This is a genomic window from Variovorax sp. J22R115, from assembly GCF_030317005.1.
Taxonomy (GTDB): Bacteria; Pseudomonadota; Gammaproteobacteria; order Burkholderiales; family Burkholderiaceae_C; genus Variovorax.
The window spans coordinates 571,403-589,099 of record NZ_JASZYM010000001.1 but is presented as its reverse complement, the minus strand read 5'-3'; the positions used below and the strand labels follow the sequence as shown (position 1 = coordinate 589,099).

General features: G+C 68.5%; 17 protein-coding genes. 10 read left to right on the top strand and 7 right to left on the bottom strand.

Translation table 11 applies throughout. The annotated features are described in order from the left end of the window. Positions 1–702 carry a GntR family transcriptional regulator gene (locus QTI04_RS02605; protein WP_286603933.1) on the bottom strand — a complete coding sequence of 234 codons (702 nt, stop codon included), beginning with the start codon at positions 700–702 and terminating at the stop codon, positions 1–3. Between the two features lie 225 nt (positions 703–927). On the opposite strand from QTI04_RS02605, the gene QTI04_RS02600 reads away from it, so the two are divergent. Genes QTI04_RS02600 through QTI04_RS02590 form a run of 3 tightly spaced genes read left to right on the top strand, consistent with a single transcriptional unit; the run spans position 928 to position 4,536 of the window. Continuing rightward, on the top strand, positions 928–2,673 hold the full coding sequence (locus QTI04_RS02600) for an acetolactate synthase catalytic subunit (protein WP_286614074.1): 1,746 nt from the start codon (positions 928–930) through the stop codon (positions 2,671–2,673). Beyond that, the gene (locus QTI04_RS02595; RefSeq protein WP_286614073.1) at positions 2,673–3,725 is read left to right on the top strand and encodes a zinc-binding dehydrogenase; all 1,053 of its coding nucleotides are present in this window, start codon (positions 2,673–2,675) and stop codon (positions 3,723–3,725) included. Before QTI04_RS02600 ends, QTI04_RS02595 begins: the two co-directional genes overlap by 1 nt. 16 nt (positions 3,726–3,741) lie before the next feature. Beyond that, complete coding sequence (locus QTI04_RS02590) at positions 3,742–4,536, top strand: enoyl-CoA hydratase-related protein (protein WP_286614072.1); 795 nt, start codon at positions 3,742–3,744, stop codon at positions 4,534–4,536. A gap of 40 nt (positions 4,537–4,576) precedes the next feature. On the opposite strand, the gene QTI04_RS02585 is transcribed toward QTI04_RS02590, so the two are convergent. Together QTI04_RS02585 and QTI04_RS02580 are read right to left on the bottom strand one after the other, a co-directional pair. Next, positions 4,577–5,509 carry an SMP-30/gluconolactonase/LRE family protein gene (locus QTI04_RS02585; RefSeq protein ID WP_286614071.1) on the bottom strand — a complete coding sequence of 311 codons (933 nt, stop codon included), beginning with the start codon at positions 5,507–5,509 and terminating at the stop codon, positions 4,577–4,579. Then, positions 5,506–7,290: a thiamine pyrophosphate-binding protein gene (locus QTI04_RS02580; protein ID WP_286614070.1), complete on the bottom strand. Its 1,785-nt coding sequence runs from the start codon at positions 7,288–7,290 to the stop codon at positions 5,506–5,508. Before QTI04_RS02580 ends, QTI04_RS02585 begins: the two co-directional genes overlap by 4 nt. Before the next feature lie 198 nt (positions 7,291–7,488). Here QTI04_RS02580 and QTI04_RS02575 point away from each other — a divergent pair, with 198 nt between their 5' ends. From QTI04_RS02575 to QTI04_RS02545, 7 genes are all read left to right on the top strand, one after another. After that, positions 7,489–8,373, top strand: coding sequence for a branched-chain amino acid ABC transporter permease (locus tag QTI04_RS02575; RefSeq protein WP_286603927.1), 885 nt, complete (start codon positions 7,489–7,491; stop codon positions 8,371–8,373). Continuing rightward, positions 8,370–9,398: a branched-chain amino acid ABC transporter permease gene (locus tag QTI04_RS02570; protein ID WP_286614069.1), complete on the top strand. Its 1,029-nt coding sequence runs from the start codon at positions 8,370–8,372 to the stop codon at positions 9,396–9,398. Before QTI04_RS02575 ends, QTI04_RS02570 begins: the two co-directional genes overlap by 4 nt. Further along, positions 9,398–10,126 (top strand): ABC transporter ATP-binding protein, encoded by a 729-nt coding sequence (locus tag QTI04_RS02565; protein ID WP_286603924.1) that lies wholly within the window; start codon positions 9,398–9,400, stop codon positions 10,124–10,126. Before QTI04_RS02570 ends, QTI04_RS02565 begins: the two co-directional genes overlap by 1 nt. Continuing rightward, positions 10,119–10,853, top strand: coding sequence for an ABC transporter ATP-binding protein (locus tag QTI04_RS02560; protein WP_286614068.1), 735 nt, complete (start codon positions 10,119–10,121; stop codon positions 10,851–10,853). Before QTI04_RS02565 ends, QTI04_RS02560 begins: the two co-directional genes overlap by 8 nt. Continuing rightward, on the top strand, positions 10,850–12,121 hold the full coding sequence (locus tag QTI04_RS02555) for an ABC transporter substrate-binding protein (protein ID WP_286603921.1): 1,272 nt from the start codon (positions 10,850–10,852) through the stop codon (positions 12,119–12,121). Before QTI04_RS02560 ends, QTI04_RS02555 begins: the two co-directional genes overlap by 4 nt. A 10-nt stretch (positions 12,122–12,131) precedes the next feature. Then, positions 12,132–12,995, top strand: a complete 864-nt coding sequence (locus QTI04_RS02550; RefSeq protein WP_286614067.1) for a MaoC/PaaZ C-terminal domain-containing protein — start codon at positions 12,132–12,134, stop codon at positions 12,993–12,995. A 424-nt stretch (positions 12,996–13,419) separates the two neighbouring features. Continuing rightward, on the top strand, positions 13,420–14,367 hold the full coding sequence (locus QTI04_RS02545; protein ID WP_286614066.1) for an oxygenase MpaB family protein: 948 nt from the start codon (positions 13,420–13,422) through the stop codon (positions 14,365–14,367). A gap of 106 nt (positions 14,368–14,473) precedes the next feature. Here QTI04_RS02545 and QTI04_RS02540 read toward each other — a convergent pair whose 3' ends face one another. The 4 genes from QTI04_RS02540 to QTI04_RS02525 are packed head-to-tail and all read right to left on the bottom strand — an operon-like array spanning position 14,474 to position 17,697. Then, a complete protein-coding gene (locus tag QTI04_RS02540) occupies positions 14,474–15,307 on the bottom strand; it encodes an alpha/beta fold hydrolase (RefSeq protein WP_286614065.1) in 834 nt (277 codons plus the stop codon). A 1-nt stretch (position 15,308) separates the two neighbouring features. Then, the gene (locus QTI04_RS02535; protein WP_286614064.1) at positions 15,309–16,028 is read right to left on the bottom strand and encodes an ABC transporter ATP-binding protein; all 720 of its coding nucleotides are present in this window, start codon (positions 16,026–16,028) and stop codon (positions 15,309–15,311) included. Beyond that, positions 16,025–16,756 carry an ABC transporter ATP-binding protein gene (locus QTI04_RS02530; RefSeq protein WP_286614063.1) on the bottom strand — a complete coding sequence of 244 codons (732 nt, stop codon included), beginning with the start codon at positions 16,754–16,756 and terminating at the stop codon, positions 16,025–16,027. The genes QTI04_RS02535 and QTI04_RS02530 overlap by 4 nt, the downstream gene beginning before the upstream one ends. Then, positions 16,753–17,697: a branched-chain amino acid ABC transporter permease gene (locus tag QTI04_RS02525; RefSeq protein WP_286614062.1), complete on the bottom strand. Its 945-nt coding sequence runs from the start codon at positions 17,695–17,697 to the stop codon at positions 16,753–16,755. Before QTI04_RS02525 ends, QTI04_RS02530 begins: the two co-directional genes overlap by 4 nt.

Here is a 17,697-nt window from a genome sequence, read left to right as displayed (position 1 = left end):
TCAGCCCTTGCGCGCCTGCGCCTGGAGCGCCTCGACGATCGGCGCGCCGCCCTTCACGATGTCGCGCGCGATCGCTGCGGCCGCCTCGTCGGGATCTCGTGCGCGCAGTGCTGCGAACAGGCGTTCATGCTCATGCGACACGGGGACCTTCTGGTCCGTGCCCTTGTAGATGAGGTTCAGATAGGGGCCGGTGCGCACCCACAGCGATTCGATCAGCGCCAGCAGTTCGGAGCGCTGGCTCAGCGCGTAGATGCGCAGGTGCACCTCGCGGTTCAAACGCAGCGTCGTGCGGTAGTCGCCGCCGCGCTTGGCCACCATCATCTGGCGATGCAGTTTCTCGATCGCCTTGAGGTCAGGCTCGGTGACGTGATCCACCGCGCAGCGGCACGCCAGGCCCTCCAGCGCCACCCGGATGTCACGCAATTCGATGTACGTCTCGGGCGTCAGGATCGGCACCGTGACCGACTTGTTGCGGTTCATCGCCAGCGCGCGTTCGGCCACCAGTTGGAGCATCGCCTCGCGCACCGGCGTCTGGCTGACGCCGAGGCGATCGATCAGCGTGCGTGCGCTCAACTTCTGGCCGGGCAGGAGTTCGCCGTTCGCCAGCGCGCTGCGCATGAACTCATAGACCTTGCTCGAGAGGCTCGAATGGGAAATACGTTCGGAGGCTTCGGAAAGGATGTCGCTGCCGGCCAGGGTCATTCTTCGTGTATCGGGTTGGAATGGTGGGGATTGAAGCACAGGGGACGATCGTTCAGGGCGTTCCGCGCCTATTTTTTGGTTGACATATTCTATAGTTTATAGAATTATTGGACCCACTTGAACGACAGGCAGCGCCATCCTCGGCGCGCTTGTCGACCGATCCCTCCGCCCGACCGCGCCCTCTTCGCGGGCCGGTCGCCCCGCTAAAGACGCTGGAGACAAGACATGAACCAACTCGCCATCGACCCCACCACCCAGCGCGCGACGCAGTCGCGCGGCCTCGACTACACCGACACCGTGGCACACCGCATCGCCGCCGGCTTGAAGCGGCACGGTGTCAATTGCCTGTTCGGGCAGAGCCTGCCTTCGATGGTCCACCTGGCGGGCAGGAACCACGGCATCCGCCAGATCGCCTACCGCCAGGAGAACACCGGCGGCTACATGGCCGACGCCTATGCGCGGCTGAGCGGACAGGTCGGCGTCGTCACCGCGCAGAACGGTCCCGCCGCCGCGCTGCTGGTGGCGCCCCTGCTCGAGGCGCTGAAGGTATCGATCCCTCTGATCGCCCTCGTGCAGGACGTGAACCGCGACCAGACCGACCGCAACGCCTTCCAGGAGATCGACCACGAGGCGATGTTCCGGCCCTGCGCGAAATGGGTGCGACGGGTCACGGAAGCGAGCCGCATCGACGACTACCTCGACATGGCCTTCACGGCCGCGACGAGTGGCCGTCCGGGGCCAGCCGTGCTCCTGCTGCCCGCCGACCTGCTGCTGGAACCGGCGCCGGCGGCGACAGCGCGCAGCGCGTCGCTCGGCCGCTATCCCCTTGACCGCGCCCTGCCCGACAGCGACAGCCTCGATGCGGCTGCCGCGCTGCTGGCGCAGGCCGAGAACCCGGTGGTGATTGCCGGCGGTGGCGTCCATCTCTCGGGCGCGGCAGCCGAACTCGCGCGACTGCAGGAGATCGCCAGCCTGCCGGTGGCGACCACCGTGATGGGCAAGGGCGGCGTCGACGAGGGCCATGCGCTGTCGATCGGTGTCGCGAGCTACTTCACCGGCCCCAACGGCGGCGCGCGTTACCTGAAGCCGCTCGTCACCGATGCCGACGTCGTGCTGCTGGTGGGCAACCGCACGAACCAGAACGGCACCGATTCGTGGAAGCTGTATCCGAAGAACGCGCGCTTCATCCACATCGATGTGGAGCCGATGGAGGTGGGTCGCAACTACGAGGCGATGCGACTGATCGGCGATGCGCGCCTGACGCTCGCCGCCCTGTCCGATCGCCTGGAGCGCGGCGACCTCTCCAAGCGCCGCAGTCGCCGCGCCGCGGTGGAAGCGGCGATCCGCAAGGGCCACGACAGGCATCGCGACGAGGTCGCGGCCTTGGTCGAGAGCAGCGCTTCGCCGATGCGCCCCGAGCGCATCATGAGCGAGATCGACAAGCGACTGACACCCGAGAGCATTGTCGTGGCGGACGCGAGCTATTCGTCGATCTGGGTGGCCAACTACATGCACTCGCGCCGCGCCGGCATGCGCTTCATCACGCCGCGGGGCCTGGCCGGTCTCGGCTGGGGCCTTCCGATGTCGCTCGGCGCACGCGTCGCGAAGCCCGATGCGCCCATCTTCTGCGTGGTGGGCGACGGCGGCTTCGCCCATGCCTGGGCCGAACTCGAAACGGCCGTGCGCATGAAGCTGCGCGTCGTGCTGGTGGTGCTGAACAACGGGATCCTGGGCTACCAGAAGCATGCCGAAAACGTGAAGTTCGGAGCCTTCACGGACGCCTGCGACTTCGTGCCTGTCGATCACGCGGCGATCGCCCGGGCCGTGGGTGCGCGCGGCGTACGCGTCGAGAAGGCCGCCGAGCTCGGGCCGGCACTCGACGCCGCGCTGTCGGCGGACACGATGACCCTGATCGACGTGGTGACCGATGAGAACGCCTTCCCGCCGGTGAGCTGGTACGAGGTGACCTGATGCTGGCGCTGCGAAAGACCGCGCCCGCACCGGGGCTGTCGCTCGACGAGGTGCCGGAACCCGGACGCCCCGGCAGCGGCGAAGTCCTGATCGAGGTGGCCGCCGCCGGCATCTGCGGCTCGGACGTGCATGTGTACGACTGGACCGGCAGCTACGAGTTCATGCGCAGCCGCCTGCCCGTGACGATGGGCCACGAGTTCTCCGGCCGCATCGCGGCCGTCGGGCCCGAGGTCTCGGGCCTGGCCGAGGGCGATCTCGTCTCGGCGATCCCCACGATCGGCTGCATGAAGTGCACGACCTGCGCAGCCGGCTTCCCGCAGCGGTGCAACTTCCGCCGCACGATCGGCCTGACCAGCGATGGCGCCTTCGCCCGCTTCGTGCGGGTCTCGGCGCTCGCCTGCGTCCCGCTACGCGAAGGCACCGACCCGGTGCTCGCCGCCTTGATGGAACCGCTGTGCGTCGGCGACAACGCAGCCGACGTGGGCGCCGTGACTTCCGGCGACATCGTCCTGGTGTTGGGCCCCGGCACCATCGGGCAGGCGATCGCGCGTGCCGCCGCATGGCGTGGCGCAACCACCGTGGTGGTGGTCGGTCTGAACGACCGCGTCCGCCTCGAAACCGCGCGGCAGATCGGCGCCACGCACACCATCGATCTGGCGGAGACGGCGGACCTGAGTGCCAGCTTCCTCGCTGCGACGGGCGGCCGGCAGGCCGATGTCGTCTTCGAGGCGACGGGCCATCCCTCGAGCATCAACCAGGGTCTGGCCGTGCTGCGCAAGGACGGCGTGCTGGTCACCGCGGGCATTCATGCGCAACCCGCGGCGATCGACCTCACCGCGCTGGTGCGCAATCGTCAACAGATCCGCGGCGCACACGCGTCGAGACGCAGCGGGTGGGACGTCATGGCGCGGCGCCTGTACGAGACACCCGAGGCGGTACGCCCCTTCGTGTCGATGGTGCTGGGGCTGGAGCACGCGCTCGACGGATTCGAGCATTCGCGCGCGCGCGATGTGTCCAAGGTCGTGCTGCAGCCGGGAACGGTGGGAGGCTAGCCCAGTGAGCACCGCCATGTCGGATCTCCGCGCGCGCGATGCCGTGGTGCGCTTCGAAGTACGCGACGGCCACACGGCCGTCGTCACACTGAATCGGCCCGAGGCGCGCAATGCCGTCAACGGCGCGGTCGCGGCGGCGCTGGAGGCCATCGTCGATGCGACGGAAGGCGACCCAAGCATCCGTGCCGTGGTGCTCGCCAGTTCGCACCCCGAGGTGTTCTGCGCCGGCGCCGACCTCAAGGAAATATCGGCCGGCAGGCGTGCCAGCCTGCGCACCGAACGCGGCGGCTTCGCGGGCCTGGTGTTCGCGAAGCGCGACAAGCCCTGGATCGTCGCCGTCGACGGCAAGGCGCTCGCCGGCGGCTGCGAACTGGTCCTGGCCTGCGACATGGTCGTCGCGTCCCCGCGTGCCTCCTTCGGCTTGCCGGAGGTGCTGCGCGGGCTGATCGCCGCCGCAGGCGGCCTCTACCGCCTGCCACGGGCGCTGCCCGCCAATATCGCCCTCGAGATGATCGCCACGGCGCTGCCGATCGACGCCGAACGCGCGCACCGCTTCGGCCTCGTCAACCGGCTCGTCGAACCGGCGCGGGTGCTCGACGAGGCGTTGCAGCTGGCGTCCCAGATCGCAGCGAATGCGCCGGTGGCCGTGCGCGAGAGCCTGCGCGTCGCCCGTGCGTCCCTCGACCTCGACGAGACGGCGCTGCGCCAGCGCAGCATCGCCGGCATGGCCATCGTCGCGGCCAGCGAGGATTACCAGGAAGGACCGCGCGCGTTCATCGAGAAGCGCCCGCCGCGCTGGTCCGGGCGCTGAGCGCAGTGCCCGAGCTCGAGCCCGCGCAATGCCCGGGCCTTCAGGTGTTGAGGTAGTTCAGCGGCAGCCCCGGCCGCGGCCAGTCCATGGCCACCAGCTTGCCGGTACTCGACAGCGTGATGTAGGCGGTGCGCAGGGCCGCGCCGCCGAAGCAAATGTTGGTCGTCATCGCGTCCGGCGTCGGCACGTGGCTGACCTTGCTGCCGTCCGGTGCGATCACCGTGATGCCGCCGTTCGCCAGGGTCGCGACGCAGACGTTGCCCTCGCTGTCGATCGCCAGCGAATCGAGGTTCTGGTAGCCGGGCAGGCCCACGACCAGCCGTCCGCCGTTCGGCGATTGCGGCCAGGGCTCCTTCGCGATCTCGCCCGGTGCACTCAGGTCGAAGGCCCAGACACGGCCTGTGAATGTCTCGGCCACGTAGAGCGTGCGCTCGTCGGCCGACAGGCCGATGCCGTTCGGCGACCACAGCGGAAAGATCAGCTCCCGGATCTGCGATCCGTCGGCCCTGGCGTAGCAGACACTTCCGCGATCGACGTCGCGCGGCCGGGTCTTTCCGTGATCGGTGAACCAGAAGCCGCCGTGCCGGTCGAACACCAGGTCGTTCGGCCCATGCAGCGGCGCCGCGTCGCTTCGCTCGTACAGGCGCTCGACCCGGCCATTGCGGAGGTCGACTGTCTCGATCCAGCCGCCGGCATAGTCCTCGGCCTGGCCGATCGGGCGAATGCCGTGCTCGGCACTGTCGTGCCACTTGAAGCCGCCGTTGTTGCAGATGTAGACCTTCCCGTCGGGGCCGATCGCCGCGCCGTTGGGCCCACCGGCGAGCTTCGCAATGCGCTCGACGCGGCCGTCGGCGCCGACCCGCGTGAACGTCTTGCCCTCGATCTCCACCAGCAGCACGGAACCATCGGGCATCGCGATGGGCCCTTCGGGAAAGCGCAGCCCGGCGGCCAGTTCGCGGATCGGGGATGTCATGTCTTGTCTCCTTGGTTGTGGCGGGAAATCGGGGCGCGGAGCGCATCGACAGTCGAGGACGCTCTCGCAGGCGGCGCGGCAAGTGCCGAAGTCAGGTCCTCGAAAGAAACTTCGAGGGAGGTGAGCACGTCGATGACGGTCGGCCGGTCGGCCACGAGCGCGGCCTGCAGGGCGGCACCGAGCTTGGACGCTTCGGTCACGCGGATGCCCTCGCAGCCCATGCCGCGTGCGATCGCGGCATGGTCGAAGTCGCCCAGCGTGGTCGCGAACGGTCCGCGCGAATGGAGTGACCAGCCGAGCGCCTGGTTGTTGAAGATCACCACGATGATCGGCAGCGCCTGCTCGACCGCGGTCATCAGGCCGTTCATCGTCATGGCGAAGCCGCCGTCGCCGCACACCGCGACCACCGGTCGATCGGGGTGCACCAGCTTTGCCGCGAGCGCCGCGGGAATGCCGAAGCCCATCGGCCCCGCCCCCGCCGCCTGCAGGAAGGCGCCGGCCGAGCGCGTCTGGTAGCAATGCGTCATGAAGATGCGGTTCTCGCCCGCGTCGCACGTGATCACCACATCCTCCGGCAGGTGGCGCTGCAGCTCCGCGATGATGCGCTGGGGCATCAGCGGACTGGCCCCCGACCGGTACGCTTCGCCGTCGAAGTGACCGTGGCGCGCTCGGTGGCCCTTCACGCGCTCGATCCCGTCCGAGGGCGTCGCGCCGGCAAGTGCGTCGCGCATCTGGTCGAGCACCGTGCCGGCGTCGCCCAGCAGCACATGTTCGGCCGGGAAGGTCCACGACGCATTGCGCGGCTCCACGTCGATCTGGATGAAGGCCTGGCGCTCCGGGTCGAGCAGCAACGGGCTTTCCCGGGCAGTGTCCGACGCCGTGAGCTTGGATCCCACGACGACGACCAGATCGGCCTCCCCGACGCAAGCGTTCGCGCCGTCGGTTCCGAAAGTGCCGAACACGCCGAGCGCGAGCGGATGCGTCTCCGCGAGCACGCCCTTGCCCGAAGGCGTGGTCACCACCGGCAGGCCGGCGGCCTCGGCGAAGCGGCGCAGCGGCTCGTACGCAGCGGCGAGTCGCACACCGTTGCCGGCGACCAGCACCGGGCGGCGCGCCGCACGCAGCGCGGCGATGGCGCCCTCCACCGCCTTCGGGGCCGCTGGCGGCAGCGCCACGGGCAGGTAGTGGCGCGTCGGATAGAGCCGCGGCTGCGAGTCGGGGCCGACATGGCCCGTGAGCGCCTCGAGTCCGTAGATCACGGCCACCGGTCCCGGCTGGCCGCTGAGCGCGTGCTTGATGGCGAGTTGCGTCGCCTGCACCGCCGCGGTCGCGTCGTGCACGGCGAACACCTGCTTGGTGATGCCGCCGAATGCCTGGCGCGCATCCCAGTTGCCGTACTCGCCAGTGCCCGACTGGTACGGGGCATGCAGGCCGAACGGGGGCGTGTCGCTGAAGTCGGTCAGCAGCAGCATCGGCGAGCTCGAGAGGCGGGCCTCGATCGTGCCGACCAGTCCATTGCCCAGCACCCAGGGCCCCTGCCCGAGCACGACGCCCGGCTTGCGCGTGAGGCGTCCGTAGACCTCGGCCATGACGGCGGCCAGCGACTCCTCGCGCACCAGCACGGTCCGGATCGTGTCCTGCCGTTTCTCCAGCGCGCCAAAGATGCGGCCGGTGTGGCCGCCGGAGATGCCGAACACGGCATCGATCCCGGCTTCCTCGAGCACCGCGGCAATGAGTTCGGGGCTGGGACGGGTGGTGGTGAGCGAGCGCTGGATGGTCATGGCAGAAAAGTTCGGAAAGGTTGTCGTTGACTGCTGTGCGGGTTCTTGCAATGCGTGGCTGTCGATGCCCGGCGGCACCCCGGGTGTTGCCCCCTTGACAGGATCAGGGGCAGCCCATTCAATACATCCTGTAGTTTATAAACTATTTTATTCGAGACGCCTCGGCAAAACCCGCCCCCTCGGAGACAGCCCCTTCCCATGCAGGTCCTCATTCAACTCATCGTCTCGGGCGTGCTGCTCGGCGGCGTCTACGCCCTCTGCGCACTCGGGCTCAATCTCATCTTCGGCGTGGCGAAGGTGGTCAATTTCGCGCATGGCGAATTCCTGATGCTCGGCATGTACGCCGGCTACTGGCTGATGCGGGGAACCGGCATCAACCCCTACTTCGGTGCTCCCCTGATCGGCGCGGCCTTCTTCGTCCTCGGCCTGCTCTTCTATTGGTGCCTGATGCGCTTCACCATCTACAAGCCGGAAATGACCCAGGTATTCGCCACGCTCGGGCTGGGCATCGCGCTGCAGAACCTGGCGCTGCTGCTGTGGAGCGCCGACTACCGGACAGTGCAGGTCATGCCGGCCGGTGCCGAGTCCGTCGACCTGCTCGGCATCACGATCAGCAGCAACCGGCTGGTGGCCTTCGGCTTCGCCGCGGCCATCCTGGGCGCGGTGGTGGTCTTCATGCGCGCGACCTTCCTCGGCCGCGCGATCGAGGCGATCTCGCAGGACATCGTGGCCGCCCGGCTGATGGGCGTCAACCCGAGTCGCATCTTCCTCATCACCTTCGGTCTCGGGATCGGGCTGACCGGCATCGCGGGCGCAGTTCTCGTTCCCAGCTTCTATGCATTTCCGTCGGTGGGCACCTTCTTCGTGCTGGTGGCCTTCGTCGTGGTGGTGCTGGGCGGCCTCGCGAGTCTTCCGGGCACGGTCATTGGTGGCCTGGTGCTGGGCGTCGTGGAATCGATCACCGGCTTCATCAGCCCCGATCTGAAGGAAGCCACGCACTTCGTGCTGCTGATCCTGCTGCTCGCGGTCCGACCGCACGGCCTGTTCGGCGTCAAGGGCGCAGAAAAGGAGGCACTCAAATGAAGTCGCGCTACCTCATTGCAAGCGGCCGCGACGCGGCTTGGGCCGGCGTGCTGGCGGCCGTCGTCATCGCTGGCGCGCTGGTCCCCAGCAACGACCACTATCTCAACCTGCTGATCCTCACGCTGATCTATGCGGGCCTGGCCTCCGCCTGGAACATCGTGGGCGGCATGGCCGGACAGTTCTCGCTCGGCCACACGGCCTTCTTCGGCATCGGCGCCTACACCTCCACCATCCTGCTGAACTATGCGGGCATCAGTCCGTGGCTGGGAATGCTGGCGGGCGCAGTCTTCAGCATCGTGCTGGTCGTGATCATCGCCTTCCCGACCTTCCGCATGCGCGGCGTCTTCTTCGCGATGGCCACGCTGGCCTTCGGCGAGACCGTGCGCATCCTGCTGATCTACTCGCGCAAGTTCGTCGAGCTGCCCTACGGCCTGAGCGTGGACTTCGTCCCGGGCTTGGCCCGCATGGTGTTCTCGGACCGCAGCAGCTATGTCTGGCTGGCGGGCGGCTACCTGGCGGTCGTGCTCGCCGCTGCCTTCCTGCTGTCGCGCAGCTACACGGGCTTCTACCTGCGCGCAATCCGCGACAACGAAGAGGCCGCCGACGCCGCGGGCGTGCCCGTGCGACGCTACAAGCTGCTCGCGCTCGTGGTCAGCGCAGCGCTCACCTCCATCGGCGGCACGCTGATGGCGCAGTACGTCATGTACATCGAGCCGGGCACGGTCTTCACCATCAGCTTCTCGGTGGACCTGGCGCTGATGGCGATCCTGGGCGGCGTGGGGACGCTGGCGGGCCCGGTGCTCGGCGCTGCGATCGCCCTGCCCTTTCGCGAGTTCCTTGTGGAGGCGTTCGGAAGTTCGGCTTCCGGCACCCACCTGGTGGTCTACGGGCTCATGCTGGTGGTGATCGTGGTGCTGCTGCCCCAGGGCCTGGTGGGCGGTCTGCAGGATCTGCGCGCGTGGGTGCATCGTCGCCGACGGCAGCCCGCCGGGCGTCCGGCCATCGTGCCCGCGGGAGGCGAATGATGCTGCAGGTCCGGAAACTCACCAAGCGCTTCGGCGGGCTGGTCGCCGTCGATGCGGTGGACTTCGAGGTCACGGCCGGAGAGATCTTCGGGTTGATCGGCCCGAACGGCGCCGGCAAGACCACGCTCTTCAACCTCGTCGCGGGCGCCATCGCACCGGACGGCGGCGACATCCTGTTCGAGGGCCACTCGCTGGCCGGCATGTCGTCGGCGGGCATCTGCCGGCGTGGTCTTGCGCGGACCTTCCAGATTCCGCAGACCTTCCATTCGATGACGGTGCTCGAAACCATCATGACCGGCAGCATGCTGCACCGGCGCCGCGTGGACGAGGCGCGCGCCGCAGCGAGCGACGTCGCACGCCGCGTCGGGCTGGGCGCGCGACTCGACCTGCCGACGCCATCCCTCACGACCGCCGAGAAGAAGCGCCTGGAGGTGGGCCGCGCGCTGGCCACGACGCCGCGCATGCTGCTGCTCGACGAGGTGCTGGCGGGACTCAACTCCTCGGAGGTCGGCGCCATGCTCGACCTGATCCGCGCCGTGCGCAGCGAAGGCACGACGGTGCTCTTCGTGGAGCACAACATGGAGGCGGTGATGGGCATCTGCGATCGGCTCGTGGTCATGGACACGGGCAGGAAGATCGCGGACGGCGCGCCGCTGGAGGTCATGCGCAATCCCGCCGTCGTCCGTGCCTACCTGGGCGATACCGCCATGGAGCCCGCCCATGCTTGAAGTGAAGAACGTCGATGCCGGCTACGGTGACACTCAGGTGCTGTTCGGCATGAGCATGGCCGTGCGCCGCGGCGAAGTCGTTGCGATCGTCGGCTCCAACGGCGTCGGCAAGACGACACTCATGCGCACGATCGCCGGACTGGTGAAGCCCACGCGCGGCAGCATCCTGCTCGATGGTGTCGCGATCGGCGGCGAGCCGAGCGATGCGATCGTCGAGCGCGGCGTGGTGCTGGTGCCCGAGGGTCGGCGCCTGTTCCAGCGCATGAACGTGCGACGCAACCTGGAGCTCGGTGCGTACTCCAAACGCGCCCGGCCGCATCTGGCCGAGCGACTGGACTACGTGCATCGCCTGTTCCCGATCCTCGCGGAGCGGGCGCAGCAGCTTGGCGGCACGCTCTCGGGCGGCCAGCAGCAGATGTGCGCCATCGCACGCGGGCTCGTCGCGATGCCCGAGGTGCTGATGCTCGACGAGGTCTCGCTCGGGCTGGCGCCGATCGCGGTCGACGTCGTTTACGACGCCATCCGCGCCATCCGCGACACCGGCGTCACGCTGGTGATCGTCGAGCAGAACGTCGGCCGCGCACTGGCACTGGCGGACCGCGCCTACGTGATCCAGCACGGCCACGCAGCGCTGAGCGGCACCGGCCGCGAGCTTTCCCAAAATCCCGAGGTGCAACGCATCTATCTCGGCCTCGGTTCGCCAACGCAACAGGAGACAACCGCATGAGCAAGATTTCCCGACGTTCCTTCGCTGCCATGGCTGGCGGCGGCCTGGCTGCCGCGGCAGCATCGCCTTCCGTCTTCGCGCAGAAGCCGCCCCTGAAGATCGGTGTGCTTCTGCCGCTGTCCGGGCCCCTGGCGACGCTCGGAAACGACGTCTTCCGCGGCTTCCAGCTCGCGCAGGAATGGGCCAATGCCGAGGGCGGCGTGTTCGGCCAGCAGGTCGAGTTCGCGGTCGCCGACGTTCCCAGCTCCACGGAGGCGGTATCGCAAGCGAACCGGCTCATCAGCAAAGACGGCGTGAAAGTGATCGTCGGCTCATACGCCAGCTCGATCTCGCTGCCGGCAAGCCAGGTCGCCGAGCGGAACAAGGTCATCTACCTCGAGCAGGGTGCCGTCGCCGACGACGTGACCAAGCGCGGCTTCAAGTACCTGTTCCGCATGATCTACCCAGCGACCACGCTGGGCGCCGGCGCGGCGCGTTTCGTGACCGACACCATCGCGCCGGGCTGCGGACTCGAAGTGCCGAAGATGAAGGTGGCGCTGCTCACGGAGGACTCGGCCAACGGTACCGCCATCGCCGAGGGCGCCAAGGGATGGCTCGCCCAGAAGGGCGTGACGGTCGTGGACGCGACGAGCTACAGCTACAAGACGACCGACATGTCGTCGATGGTGCAGCGCTACAAGTCATTGCAGCCGGACGTGCTGATCGCCTGCCAGTACACACCCGACTGCATCCTGTTCGCGCGACAGTCGCGCGAGGCGGGCCTCAACTTCAAGGCGGTGATCGGCAACGGCGGCGGGCACAACGTGGGCGAGTACGCCGATGCGTTGATGGACGACGTGAACGGCGTCTTCAACGCCGGCACCTCGGTGAACATCAATCCGGCCGGTCTCACGCCGGAGGCGGCGGCGCTCTTCAAGCGCTTCCACGAGGAGCACCGCAAGAAGCACAACGGTCGCGATCCCTCGGCCCACACCGGCATGGGCTTCACCGCGATGTACCTTCTGCTCAAGCGGATCCTGCCGGATGCCGGAGCCATGGACACGGAAAAGATCCGCACGGCCGCGCTCGCCCTCGACATGCCCGCGGGCTCCACCATCGTGGGCTGGGGCGTGAAGTTCGACCCGACGACGCAGAGCAACACGCGGGCCTTTCCGACCTACGATCAGTGGCGCGCGCGGAAGATTGTCACCATCGCACCGGAGCCCTTCGGCCTGATCAAACCCGTCGCCATGCCCTTGCCGGTTTGGGGCAAGCGCAACGCGATCTGAACGGGACACGATGACGATCGACTACGACCGGCTGCGCAGCCGCGTCTTTCCCGACGTGGTACAGACTTACGGCCCGCGCGATGTCATCCTTTACGCGCTCGGACTGGGCTTGGGCAACAACCCGATGGACGCGCACCAGCTGCAACATGTCTATGAAGACGGGTTGCGGGTCCTGCCGACCATGGCGGTGGTGCTCGGCCATCCCGGCTTCTGGCAACGCGATCCCGGCACCGGCATCGCCTGGCAATCGGTGGTGCATGGCGAACAGAGCCTCGTCGTGCACCGCCCGCTGCCGGTGTCCGGCAGCGTGACCGGCCGCATGGTGGTGGAGGAGATCATCGACAAGGGCCCCGGCCGCGGTGCGCACCTGCACACCCGCCGCGACCTGTTCGACAACGCCGACGGTGCATTGCTCTGCGTGCTGCGGTCCAACGCCATCTGTCGCGCCGACGGCGGCTTCGGCGGACCGGCCGTCGACATGCCAGCAGCACCGCCCCTGCCGAGGCGCGAGCCAGACCGCTTCCTTGACTTCGCCATCCCGCAGCAGGCGGCGCTCATCTACCGGTTGAGCGGCGACGACAACCCGCTCCACGCCGACCCGGCGGTGGCGCGACTCGCCGGTTTCGAGCGCCCCATACTTCACGGCCTCTGCAGCTACGGCGTCGCCGGCCATGCGGTGGCGACGATGGCGGCCGGAGGCGACGCTTCTCGCGTACGACGCCTCGACGCGCGATTCTCGGCACCGGTTTATCCGGGCGACGTACTCCGCACCGATGTGTGGATGGGTGAATCGGAGGGCGTGCGGTTCCGCTGCAGGGTGTCTGCGCGCAACGTCACCGTGCTGGATCGCGGGCTGGCGCAGATTGTCCCCTGACGACGCAGCGGCTCCTCCGGTAGCGCATGCCCATGGTCTTCTCGAAGCCGCGGGACCCGCCGGTGCGGTCCTTGCCGACGACCACATGGACGGACATCTCCAGGCTGAGGAAGTCGCTCCCGCTTGTTGATCGGATCCCAAGCCACGAGCTTGACTGGTGTCTGGCCTCTGGGCGGGATGTACAGTCGGTGGAAAAACTCGAAGTAGTGATACCCGTAATTGCTTGGCACCCCCACTCAATCGATGATTTCGGCGCCGGCACTCACTTCAGCATCGCGGTGCCCTCCTCGCCACGAAGCCTTCGCCCGGGCGAGTCGACACGAGTCCGCCAACCGCTTCTCAGTCAGGCGCCCGCCGAGCGAAGACTGCGCCGGAACCACCACCGTCCTACAGTGGAAGCGTTGCCGCAGGCCAGAATGAACCGATGCAGCGTTCTCGATCCCACGACCCCGCCACGGCCTTGCCGCTTCCTTCCTTCATCCAGCGCGCGGTCGACAGCCTGGCGCAAGAACTGCTGCGTCCGCGAGGCTCCCCCGCGATGGACTTCACCCAGCCGGCCGGAGAGCCGGCATTGGCGCCGCACGACTCCATGTCGTGGCAGGTGTTCAAGAACCCGGTTGCGATGTTCGTCGGCGGCGTGGCCGCCGTGATCCTCGAACTGGCAGAGCCACGGGTGCGCACCGGCGTCTGGGAGCACTCCACGTTTCGCACGCGGCCGATGCAACGCCTGCAGCGCACGGGCCTCGCGGCGATGGTGACCGTGTACGGGGCACGAAGCGTGGCCGAGAAAATGATCGCGGGCGTGGTACGCCGGCACGGTGAAGTCGCCGGGCACACGCCGGCTGGTGAGCCCTACGCCGCCAACGATCGCGCCCTGTTGACGTGGGTGCAGGCGACGGCCGCCTTCGGATTCGTGCAGGCCTACCATGCGTACGTGCGTCCGCTGCGGCAGGACGAGTTCGACCGCCTCTACCTCGAGGGTGCCCCGGCGGCCCGGCTCTACGGCGCCCTCGATGCGCCAACTTCGCAGGACGAGGTGAGTGCATTGTTCGACCGCATGCGCGGGCGCCTGGAGGCCTCACCCATCGTGTTCGAATTCCTGGACATCATGAGCAACGCTCCCATCCTCGCTGCCCCATTGCGCCCAGTGCAGCGGCTGCTGGTTCGCGCGGCCGTGGAGATCACGCCGGTGTGGGTGCGCGAGTGCCTGGGACTGACGCGCGCGCACGGCGCAGGCGCCATCGAAAAGCGCCTCGTCCACTGGGCTGGCAGCTTCGCCGACAGGATCGTGCTGCGGGAGAGCCCGGCGGCCCAGGCCTGCCGCCGGCTGGGCTTGCCTGCGGACTACCTCTACCGCCGGCGCAGCCCGTAACGCTGCCGGGCCACTGCCCGCTCGTGCCCCCACACCGCTTCGGCGAGCCGGACTCGAGAAGTGCGGACACCGCCCGCCTGATCCCGGCCGGCCGACCGCGCCTGATTCAGATCGGCCAGTGCCCGGGCGTGGAGCCCATCGAAGCGCGCGGCGTCAGCCATTCGATCGCTGCCTGATTGAACGCCTCGGCGTTCTCGATGTTGCTCAGGTGCCCGGCATCCGGCAGGACGCTGACCGGCGCACCGCCCATCTTGGCCGCCATCTCGTGATGCATGGCCGGTGGCGTCAGGCGGTCGTCCGCACCGACCACGAAGTGGGCCGGCGCCGCGATCAGCGAAATGTCGCCGAGCACCACCTGATCGACGGTGGCCTGCAGCGACTTGATATACGACGCCTTGTGCAGCGCAGCGATGCTGTCCACCAGTTGCTGCAACTGCGCGGGCGTCGCCTTCGGCCCGACCAGCGACCGGGCCACCGCATCGGCGATGTCAGCCGGCTCCTTGCCCGCGAGCAGCGGCGCACGCCGGCTGTCGACGAAGGCCTGGCGCTGTTCGGGCGTGAAGGCTTCGAAGCCCTCGTGCGTATCGAGCAGCGTGAGCGTCGCGATGCGGTCCGGATGCCGCAGCGCGGTGCGCATCGCGATGCGCCCGCCCATGGACAGGCCGACGAGGTGCGCCCGCTCGACACCGAAGTGATCGAGCACGCGCAACACATCGTCGACGAAATCGTCGAAGGCCAGCGCACCCTCGTAGTCCTCGCTGCCGCCATACCCGCGCGCATCCCAGGCGGCGCAGGCGAAGTGCGGGGCAAAGGCCGGCAGTTGCGCGCGCCAGTTGCTTCGATTGCCGCCGATGCCATGCATGAACAGAGCGAACGGGCCGTGGCCCGCGAGGTCGACGGCCAGCGAGGGGGCGCCGAGAATGCGGTAGGTCACGGGCATGTCAGAGTCCCAGATAGGCTTGGCGGATGCGCGGATCGCCGGCGATCTCGGCGGCCGGCCCTTCGGCAGCCACCCGTCCGTTCTCGACGACGTAGGCATGGTTGGCGACTTCCAGCGTGCGGTGCACGTCCTGCTCGGCCAGCAGCAGCGTGAGGCCTTCCGAAGTCAGGCGGCGCACCAGCGCGAAGATCTCGAGCGCCATCACCGGCGCGAGGCCCAGCGTCGGCTCGTCCAGCAGCATCAGCCGCGGCTCGGCCATCAGGCCGCGCCCGATCGCGAGCATCTGCTGCTCGCCGCCCGACAGCGTCATGGCCTGCTGCGAACTGCGCTCGCGCAGGCGCGGGAAGATGTCGAACACCCGCTCGACGTTGTGCTTCCAGCGCGGGCGCGCCCGCACGTTGATGCCGCCGAGTCGCAGGTTCTCGTGCACGGTCAGCGAGGGGAACACCATGCGTCCCTCGGGCACCAGGACCAGGCCTGCCAGGACCCTGCGGTCCGCGGCTGCGTGGCCGATGTCTTCGCCGAGGAAGCGCAGCGCACCGCCCTGCACCGGCAACAGCCCGCACAGGGTCTTCATCAGCGTCGTCTTGCCGGCCCCGTTCGCGCCGAGCAGCGCGGTCACGCCCCCTTCGCGGACCTTCAGCGACAGGCCGTGGACCACGCGCGTCGAACCGTAGCCGGTGACCAGGCCCTCGACTTCCAGCATCGCCGTGTTGCTCATGCATGCGCTCCGAAGTACACCGACAGCACCTTCTGGTTGTCGCCGATCTGCGCCGGCGTGCCCTCGGCGATCAGTTCGCCGTGGTGCAGCACGACGATGCGGCCGCACAGTTCCATCAGCGCGCGCATGACGTGCTCGATCACCAGCAGCGTCAATCCCCGCGTTGCCTGCAGATGGCGCAGGGTCGCCAGCATCTGCCCGACCTCCGTCGGCGTCAGGCCGGCCATGACCTCGTCCAGCAGCAGGAGCCGGGCGCCGGTGGCGACGCAGCGCGCGATCTCGAGGCGCTTCTGCCCCGACAGCGTCAACGACGACGCGGGCCGCTCGGCGAAGCTCGCGAGGCCCACCTCTTCGAGAACCTGCAGCGACGCGGCATCGGCGTCCGCCCGGCGCCGGAGTTGCGCGTGCCCGAACATCGCGCCGGTGCGCAGGTTCTCCAGCACGGTGAGCGAGGGGAAGGGCTTGACGATCTGGAACGTGCGCGCGACGCCGAGCCGGCAGATCTGGTCGGGCCGAAGGCCGACCACCGGCGCGCCGTCGAACTCGATGGCCCCCGCGGAGGGCCGAGAATTGCCGGCGATCAGGCTGAACAGCGTGGTCTTGCCGGCGCCGTTGGCGCCCATCACGCCGACGATCTGGCCGGCGCCCACATCGAAGGACACGTCGTGGAGCGCCGTCAGGCCGCCGAAGCGCTTGCCGAGACCGCGCACCGAGAGCAGCGCGCTCATGGCCGGGCTCCCGCTGCGCGTGCCTCGCGCCGACGGGCGCGGGCGCCGGCCAGGCCGACCAGCCCGTTCGGCAGCAGCAGCACGAAGGTGATCAGGATCGCACCGAGGATGATCATGTAGAGCAACGGCGCGTTGGCCCACAGCAGCTCCTGGATCAGGAACAGGAACACCACGCCGAGCACCGGCCCCTTGGCGTTGTCGCCGCCGCCCAGGATCGCCATCGCGATCACGGTGATCGAGATCATCGGATCGAAGACGCCGCCGACCACGAAGTAGGTCGAGCGCAAGGCCATGACCGCACCGACCATGCCCGGAATCGCCGCCGACAGGACGAACGCGATCAGCTTGAAGCGCACGACCGGAACACCCAGCGTCTCCGCGGCCTCCTCGTTCTCGCGCAGCGAACGCAGGCCGTGCCCGAAGCGCGAGCGGCTGACCCAGGTGAGCAACCCGGTTGCCAGCAGCGCCAGCGCGAACATCGAGAAATAGACGACCACCAGGTCCGGCGTGCCGAACAGGATCCGGCTCGCGGTGCCGCTCGCCGACTCGGCCGCCATGATGCTGAACTTCACGAGTTCCGCGAGGCCGAAGGTCAGGATCACGAAATAGGGTCCGCGCACGCGCAGCACCGGCAGCCCGACCAGCGCCGCGAACAGCGCCGCCAGGCCCCCGGCCGCGAGGATCACGAGCACGAAGGGCAGCTGCTGCCACGTCACCACCATCAAGTAGGCACCGAGCCCATAGAAGACCACGTGGCCCAGCGACACGTAGCCCGTCATCTTCGACAGCACGCACCAGCTCTGCGTGAGGGCCAGCCACATCAGCAGCGTGAGCCCGGTGCCCACGAGGTAGTCGTTCGCCACGAACGGAAGCACCGACATCGCGATCACTCCGATCGTCACTGCGGCCAGCCAGGCGCGATCGCCCCAGAGATTGTTCAT